This is a genomic window from Candidatus Melainabacteria bacterium RIFOXYA2_FULL_32_9 (assembly GCA_001784615.1).
GTDB lineage: Bacteria > Cyanobacteriota > Vampirovibrionia > Gastranaerophilales > UBA9579 > UBA9579.
The window spans coordinates 1-8,512 of the sequence record MFRQ01000134.1; the positions used below are offsets into that span (position 1 = coordinate 1).

Genomic DNA, 8,512 nt, shown 5'->3' on the forward strand with positions numbered 1-8,512 from the left:
AGCCTTTATTCATATTGCCTGTTGCGTTATGGTTCTTTCTAAAATTTTTGTCGGATAGGTTCTAAGTACGCAATAAAAAATACATAAGTATTTTTTTTGCTGTCCTTAAAAATGTTTTTGATAGAAACTTTATTTAAAAAAATTCTTCTTATTAATTATACCGTCTGTAAAAAGTAATCGATAAATGAAATAATTTTTGAGAAACGGTATTGCAAAGCGGGAGCGACGTTTTCGGAAAAAGCGGCTTTGCCGGTTTTATCGAAAACTAACTCATTCTGGTATAGAGAGTAATAATTCCTTGACTATAATCCACGATAGGTGTTAGATTAAAAAATGTATAAATAAATGGGCGAGTGGCGAAATGGCAGACGCGCTAGTCTTAGGAACTAGTAGGTAACCCCTGTGGGAGTTCGAGTCTCCCCTCGCCCAATTTTTTAGTTTATAAATTAAAATCCTTATATCGCTAAATAAATGGAAATTTATTAATGCTAAACCATATAAAACAGTTCTCAGAAGAGCAAATTAAACTATCAGATATATTAGAACCGGTAAATTCAGAATTAATTTTATTAGAAAAAAGATTAATAGAAGATTTAGCTGATAATAACCCTCTTTTAATAAAGATAGTTCAATATGTTATTCAGGCTGGTGGAAAAAGGTTAAGACCTGCAATAAGTTTTTTATTTGCAAAAGCTTTAAATAAAGGGTATCTCTCAGCAAATCATTTTAAACTGGGCCAAGCTCTTGAATTAATCCATACAGCCACTCTTGTACACGATGACATTATTGATGAAACTGAGACAAGAAGAAACAGATCAACCATAAATAAAAAGTGGGATAACAAAACAGGAATAATTGCAGGAGATTTTCTCCTTTCCAAGTCTCTCATTAAATTGGCAGCAGTAAAAAATTATTCTGTTATAGAAATATTTGCCAATATTATGAGTAAGGTTTGTGAAGGAGAAATTCAGCAAAAATTTCTGAGTTATCAACTCACCTCTTTTGATCAATATATTGAAAAATCTGAAAGAAAAACAGCCAATTTATTTATAGCAGGTGCAGAATGTGCAGCTATATTAACTCCGGCAGTTGATAATTTAATAGTCAAAGCAGCAAGAGATTATGCGCTAAACTTTGGTATCGCTTTTCAAATAATAGATGATATACTTAATTTCACTTCAACTGAAGCTGAAGCTGGTAAACCGGTTGGAATAGATTTAAAAGACGGTATCATTACAGCTCCAGTTATATTTGCTCTTGAAGAATATGAAAAACAGGGTGATTTTACTCTTAGCAAATTAATTAAGCAAGAATTCCAGAGCGAAGAAGATTTTAAAACAGCTTTAAATCTAGTTCTACAAACAAACGGAATAGAGAAATCTAAAGAATTAGCAAAACATTATATTAATTTAGCAAATAAATCATTAGATGTTATTGAAAATAGCCCATATAAGCAAGCCTTAAAAGACCTTGCACTTTATGTAATAAGCAGAAAATGTTAGAAATATTAGTATAATGTTTCAAAATTTTTGATGAATTAATCAAGCAAGCACTGGTGCATTATTGGAATAATAGATTGACCAATTAATTATGCAGAGTGAGAATGTTTTCTGCGTCGCTGATGCACCTTCAAATTGACATGGTGCATAGGCTTCCTCCGAAAACATACTCACTCTGCATCCTGCTTAAAAATTTTTGACAAAAATTAGTATTATCTATTTTTTGCAAAAATTTTCGGAATAAATTCTTTTATCGAAATTACTTTGTTTCCACTAAAAGATAAATTCTTTTTATGTTTATTAGAGGATTTATCATTATTCTCTTTAGGTTGGGTGGATCTTATTTCTTTGACTAAATCTGCGATTAACTCTGAACAGGTTCTACCGTTTGAATCCATAGTTAACTCAATCTTGCTGACTTTAGCTTGTTTTTCTGCATTAGTAAGCTTAACGTTATTCATAATTTCATGGTTATTTTTTAATTTTTTCAAGACAGTTGCAGGGTCTCTTTCTATTTCACCATTAATTTTTACAGCTAATTTACTATCTAAATTAATGCCCGGCAAATCTACTCTACCTCCTGAAGCATCGCCATGGCCACCACCTCCAAATAAGTTAGCAAGCAATTCAGCCCATATTGTACCCTCTTGTGATCTCAAGGATAAACGTAAGCCATTATTTGATGCTATATTTAATTTTTCATCCAATCTACCGGCCTTCTTATCCTGACAAATTAATATGGCAATTCTGTCAGCATCATAATCACTCTCATATTGAGCTGCTTTTTTGACTCCATGATCTTCAGGCTTGTGTTTAAGAGGATTTGCACGTAATGTACCTGTGATTTCATTTATTTTAAAGCTGTTTTGAACGTCCAAGAAATTTATTTCAGGTTTTTTACCTTCTTGTTTCTCGGCTTCACGAGCATAATGCCAAACATCATACATTTTGTCATAGTCAACTTCAACAATTCCAAGACCCAGATCAGGTGTATTTAACTTAGAATCGGGGTATACTTTTAGGCCTTTTAAAGAGTACTCTAACATTAAATCACGTGCTGAACCTTTTAACTTATCGACTTTTCCATCAGAAATATCGTAATTAATTTCTTCACGTAACCACTTTTTATTAATAACACCATCAGTCATGTTCATAAGATATTTGGATTCACCTTCAGGCATAAAATTAGGTCTTTTTTGAACAGGCATTTTCATATGTTCAGGTAATAAATTAGCTGTTCTCAAGAAAGAACCGGTATCTGTCGAAATTCCCGTAACTATACTTGCAACGAAAGCCTTAAATTTATCCAATTGTCCGGGTTTATTAAATGCTTCTTGAGGTGAAATCTTACCTTGTTCAATGTCATTCATCTGTGGTAAAAGCTTATTGGCAATTATAGAAACCATCTGAGTAGCGGCCGGTACAGTATCAGCAATCCAGGCTAACTTGTTATTATGAACTTTGTTCATATCTAAGCCTGTTTGAGAAGCTTTTCTATCCCATTCAGCAGGCCTGTGTGGATGATGATCCACATAAATTACTTTTTTAGCGCCTTCAATATAGTTTTTAAACTGGTTTGTAAATCTTTCAGGAGTAGGAACATCCAATAATATTACTAAATCATATTTATCTTTAGGATTTAGAAAATCTTCAGGATTTTTTAATTCTTCCAGTTCATCTTCAAGAATTTCAATTTGTCCTTTAGTTTGATCGTTTTGCTCACCATTTTTTAAGCTGGTAATTTCTTTTTCGAGTTTTTGTTTAAATTCTGGATTATAAGGACGTTTAATTTCCCCATCTATTCCTGGTAACTTATGACGGAATAAACCGGGAATCTTATCATCCACAGCTCCATCTACTTTTCTTTCAGAGTCCATTAATTTAATAGCATTTTTAAGTGCTAATGCTGAACCTAAAGTATCACCATCAGGTTTACAATGTCCTAATACTAAAATCCTTTTATTAGATGGATCCTTGATTTCTCGAACTATATTATTAATAATTTCTTTCGCTTTTGGATCCTTATCAAGGATAACACTAAGAACTTCTTCAGGAGAAGCCTCAGGCTGATATAACATAGCTGATTCCGAACATTCAGGATTGTTTAAGACTTTATTAAAAACTTCTCCAACTTGTGCTTTTTTTTCATCATTACCGGTATATAATAAATTAACTCTTAACCCAATAGTTTCAGCACCTTTACCCATACCTGCAATAACGTTTGAGAGTTCAAACTTAAAATCCTTAGGATTCCTCTTTAAAGCAGGCATAATAATATCAGCTATTTCTTTATGTACATAACCAATTTCTCCAATATTGGGATCTATAAGAGCAATGCGTTGACCATTTTTTGCTTTAGCTATTTTAAAAGTCAGTTCTTGTCCATCTTTCCAGTCACTTTCAGCTAATTCTTGCACATTTTTATCTTTAGGAGCAAAAGTAGGATCTGTCATTGAGTTTTGGTGGTTTTTTACACCTGCAACTCTCATTTGAATAGCGGGTTTTTGTTGTTCTAAAGGATTTTTTAATCCGGTAAAACTAACAACATTTATAACTTTACCGTTCTGACGAAAAGCAATATTATTATTGTGTAAGTCAAATTTTGCTGTATCAGCGTTTAAACCTTTAAAAAAAGGCGATGATTGTTTCTGATTGCTAGATAGCAACTTTTCTTCTGTTATTCTGGGCTCTAATTGAATTGGCTTTATCATTTTAACACCACTCTCTCATAAAAACTCATAGACAGACATGTTTTTAAAGTTGCCTAAAAAGAAAAGTTGCTAAAAAAATTAGGCCAATGTTACAAAAATTAGTTAAGTTATGAGATATAAATAATCCCTAAATTAAAAGCTTTAATGTATATTAACCTGATCGTTAGAGGTTTTAATCTTTTGAAAGAAGAAAATAAGCGGTATTAATAATATGCAAATTATTCCAAACAAACGAAAATTAATAATAAATCCCCATAAAGTAGCTTGCTTAACCAAAATTCCATAAAATAATGCATGGGCTTGATGTGTAGCCGTCACAACTCCTGTTTTTAGAGATAAATACTGTCCAGCCACCTGGAGCTTTTGCTGATATATCGGGTCATAAGGAGTTAAATGAGAAACCATATAGTTCTGCTGGATTTGTGAATATCTTGATATTAAGCTGGCTACTATTGAAATTCCGATGCTTCCACCGATATTACGCATTAAATTAAATATTCCGGTTCCATTTGAGATAAGTTCATTTTTTAATGTACTAAAGGTTAAATTTGTTAGAGGGATAAAAATAAGTCCCAGTCCAACCCCTGAAAGAACATTAGGCCATATAACATTACCTATTCCGATATTCAGGTTAATATTTCCCAGCATAAAATTTGAAATTCCAAGCATTAAAAAGCCTGCAACAACTAAAATACGATTATCTATTCTATTTATAAAAATTCGCCCAACAATAACAATTGTCAGGAAAGAGCCTATTCCTCGAGGACTTATAGTTAAACCGCTAGTTTGTGCATCGTAGTTCATAAGAGTTTGCAAAAATAATGGTAGCATTGCAAGTGTTGCATATAAAATAGCTCCAACCACAGTCATTAAGATCACTCCTATAGCAAAATTACGGTCTTTTAGAATGCGTAAATTAACTATGGGTTCTTTCACTCGTAATTCCCAAATAATGAACGTTATAAAAGAAATAGCAGAAATAGCAGCAAACCAGCAAATCCAGGGGGCTGAAAACCACTCAGCCTGATGCCCTTTATCTAATATAATCTGTAAAGTTGCTAACCATATAGCCATAAATCCAAATCCAACAAAATCAATCCTGCTGGATTTAGCATTTTTAATATAAGGAGGATCTTCAACAAATATTTGTGACATTATAATTGCAATAATTCCAATAGGAATGTTAATCAAAAAGATCCAATGCCAGGAATAATTATCTGTTATCCATCCCCCAAGAGTAGGTCCAATAATTGGAGCAACAACAACTCCCATTCCAAATACAGCCATTGCCAGTCCACGCTGTGATCTTGGAAAACTTTCCAACAAAATAGCTTGTGAAATTGGCTGCAAAGCACCACCGCCTAATCCTTGAAAAATACGGGCCATTACTAACATTCCAAGACTTGATGAAATTCCGCACATAAGTGATGAAAGAGTAAAAATAGCAATGCATACAATAAAAAATTTCTTTCGTCCAAAATAGCTACCAAACCAGGCAGCTGAAGGAAGAATTATTGCATTTGCTATAAGGTAACTTGTTAATACCCAGGTTGCCTCATTAGTAGTAGCAGAAAAGCTCCCTGCCATTTGAGGTAATGAAACATTGGCGACAGAAGTATCTAATACTTCCATAAAAGTAGCAAGCATTACTGAAATTGCAATAATCCAGGGGCTTATTCTTGGTTTCCATTCTTGATCTGAATTATCAATATTTAAATTTGTTTTATCTTCACTCATTATTTAAATCTAAACTTAATTATTTTACTTTAACTTCCGGAACTACAGACATTCCGGGAGCAAGCACATAACGAGAATCAAGCTGTTCATCAAAAACGATTTTAACAGGAACACGCTGCACGACTTTTATATAACTACCAACAGCATTTTCAGGTGGTAAAAGACTAAAACGTGATCCTGTACCATATTGTATGCTATCTATATGTCCTTTAAACTTTTTATGAGGATATGCATCTATCTTTAAAATAACCGGCTGTCCAGGCTTCATGTTCGTAAGCTGAGTTTCTTTATAATTAGCGATAACCCATACATTAGCAGGGACGATGGCCATTGACACTTGGCCTGTTTGAACATATGCACCATTTTCTGCAACTTTGCGTGTTACATAACCTGATGCGGGAGCGTGGATTTTTGTATAAGAAAGGTCTAATTCAGCTTGCCTAAGTGCAGCTTGCAATCGTTTAATTTCAGCATCTGAGGTTTCAAGCTGTGACTTGCTGATAGCTACATTTTCAGGAACAGTATTTGCTTTTTCTAATTGTCCCATCGCCTGTTCAATACCAGCATAAGCTGCTTTTAATTGAGCTTTAGCTTGATTTAAAGAATAATTATAACTTTCCACAACTTTTTTTGCAGCATTTAATCTTGCTTTTGCTGCTTGTGAATTTGCAATAGCTGTATCTAATTGTTGTTTTGATACAGCTCCTAGTTCATATAAACCCTTAAATCTGCGTAAATCCTGTTTTGCAAGCTTATCATCTGCCATTGCAGCAGTTACTTTAGCTTGGGATTCTTCTAGCTTACTCTGTGAAACCGATATCTGTTCTTGGGCAGCCTGAACGCTAGATCTGGAAAAATCCACATCAGCACTTGCCTGTTTCACACTTGCAGAAGAAGTTATATCAGTAAGTCTAACATTTATATTTGCGCCTTTCTTTTTAGCAATAGCAGCAGATAATGAGGCTTTAGCCTGTTCTAACTTTGCTAAATAATCTTTATCATCAATTTCAAAAAGCAACTCTCCCTTTTTCACTTTATAGTTATCATCAACATAAACCTTAGAAATAATTCCTGAAACTTTAGGGCTAATTTGTATTATATGGCCATCTATAAATGCATTATCGGTAGATTGGTGTAAACTGGCATGCATAACATGTTTTATTCCAATAATTACACCAATAATTAATAATATAGCCACTATAATTACACGATAATGTTTACGATTCCTATTTGTTTTCTCTATTTTCTCGATAATAACAGGACTTTCAACCTGTTGGCCAGGAGTTTCTAACATAATTAAATTCCACTATCACTTTTAGAACCAATTTTAATTTTAGCAGAAAATAACATTACTAATTACTTTAATAATGAATATTAAACATAAAAAATTGACTTTATTTTTTTGTATTACAATAAAACTAGTAAACTAGGGATAACACAGGACATGCATACAAATAATATTAATATTATTCTTCCTAATCGGATTGGAGATTCAATTTTAACTTTACCCGCAATTGCTTGTTTAAAACAATTGCTGAATAAGTATGGGCCTGAAAATTCAAAAATAACTATATTTCCAGCTAAAGTAACAGCTAAAATAATTCAATCATTTGATTTATTTCCAACAAAAGAAATAAATCTGCTAACAAAGTTAAAATCCTGGATAAGTCCACCTGATAAAGCTTTCTTTCTATATAATTCAAGCCAAAATCTTGGCTATTATGCAAAAACCTCTTATGGATGCTCTTCAGGTAAATATAAATATTCTAATGACTTAGATTATTTAATTTTCAATAATACCAAGGAAAGATTATCAAACGAGCTCGTAACTTTCTTGCAGGATAAATATCAGCTTTCAATGGCTGCTATCAGTTATTTTGGAATTTGCCTGGATTTGGGATATTCTAGTGAGCAAATTTTGTCGACATTTGAGTTTAATTCTGACTCATTAACCCCTATTAAGGAATTTAGCAACTGGCAACCTCCATTTATTAACTCCAAATATATGGTTATTTGTATGGAAGCTGCTTACGGAAAGAAAGTTGACGCAAATAGACGCTGGCCTGAGAATAATTTCCTTGAATTAGCTGATAAAATTCATAAAAATTTCAATATTCCCTGTATTTTTATAGGAATAGACGATAAACCCTCTATTCCTGATAAGACATATTTTATTGATTTAAGAAAAAAACTCGATATCACTCAAGTAGCACAATTGCTTAAATACGCAAGTGGATATATTGGAAATGATTCAGGGCCTTTGCATTTAGCCAATTTAATAAGAAAACATTCTATATGTATTGGCTTAATTCCTGCAGCTAAAACATACGAACCTATATTTAAAGAGTTTTATCATAGTATATGGAACCCTGAAAATGCTGATAGTATTATTCCTATTATAGAAGAAATACTATCCTTAGATAAAGATGAATCAATTACTTAATATTTTTCATACTATAAAGCCATGATCTTCATTTAGAGGGCTTTTATATATCAAATAAACCCTGTAATCTATTTACAAAATATTAAGTAAATTACGGCTTTATTTATATCAGTCATAAACAG

The 8,512-nt window shown here is 32.6% G+C and carries 5 protein-coding genes and 1 tRNA gene; 3 read left to right on the plus strand and 3 right to left on the minus strand.

All coding sequences use genetic code 11. The features are described 5' to 3' along the window. Positions 1–347 precede the first annotated feature (347 nt). Positions 348–429, plus strand: a tRNA-Leu gene (locus A2255_00050). Between the two features lie 56 nt (positions 430–485). Continuing rightward, positions 486–1,502 (plus strand): hypothetical protein, encoded by a 1,017-nt coding sequence (locus A2255_00055; GenBank protein ID OGI17884.1) that lies wholly within the window; start codon positions 486–488, stop codon positions 1,500–1,502. A 209-nt stretch (positions 1,503–1,711) separates the two neighbouring features. Here A2255_00055 and A2255_00060 read toward each other — a convergent pair whose 3' ends face one another. From A2255_00060 to A2255_00070, 3 genes are all read right to left on the minus strand, one after another. Further along, positions 1,712–4,210, minus strand: coding sequence for a hypothetical protein (locus A2255_00060; GenBank protein ID OGI17885.1), 2,499 nt, complete (start codon positions 4,208–4,210; stop codon positions 1,712–1,714). Between the two features lie 141 nt (positions 4,211–4,351). After that, positions 4,352–5,947 (minus strand): EmrB/QacA family drug resistance transporter, encoded by a 1,596-nt coding sequence (locus A2255_00065; protein ID OGI17886.1) that lies wholly within the window; start codon positions 5,945–5,947, stop codon positions 4,352–4,354. A gap of 19 nt (positions 5,948–5,966) precedes the next feature. Beyond that, positions 5,967–7,241, minus strand: a complete 1,275-nt coding sequence (locus A2255_00070; protein OGI17887.1) for a hypothetical protein — start codon at positions 7,239–7,241, stop codon at positions 5,967–5,969. A gap of 150 nt (positions 7,242–7,391) precedes the next feature. Here A2255_00070 and A2255_00075 point away from each other — a divergent pair, with 150 nt between their 5' ends. After that, on the plus strand, positions 7,392–8,390 hold the full coding sequence (locus A2255_00075; protein OGI17888.1) for a hypothetical protein: 999 nt from the start codon (positions 7,392–7,394) through the stop codon (positions 8,388–8,390). The last annotated feature ends 122 nt before the right edge of the window (positions 8,391–8,512 follow it).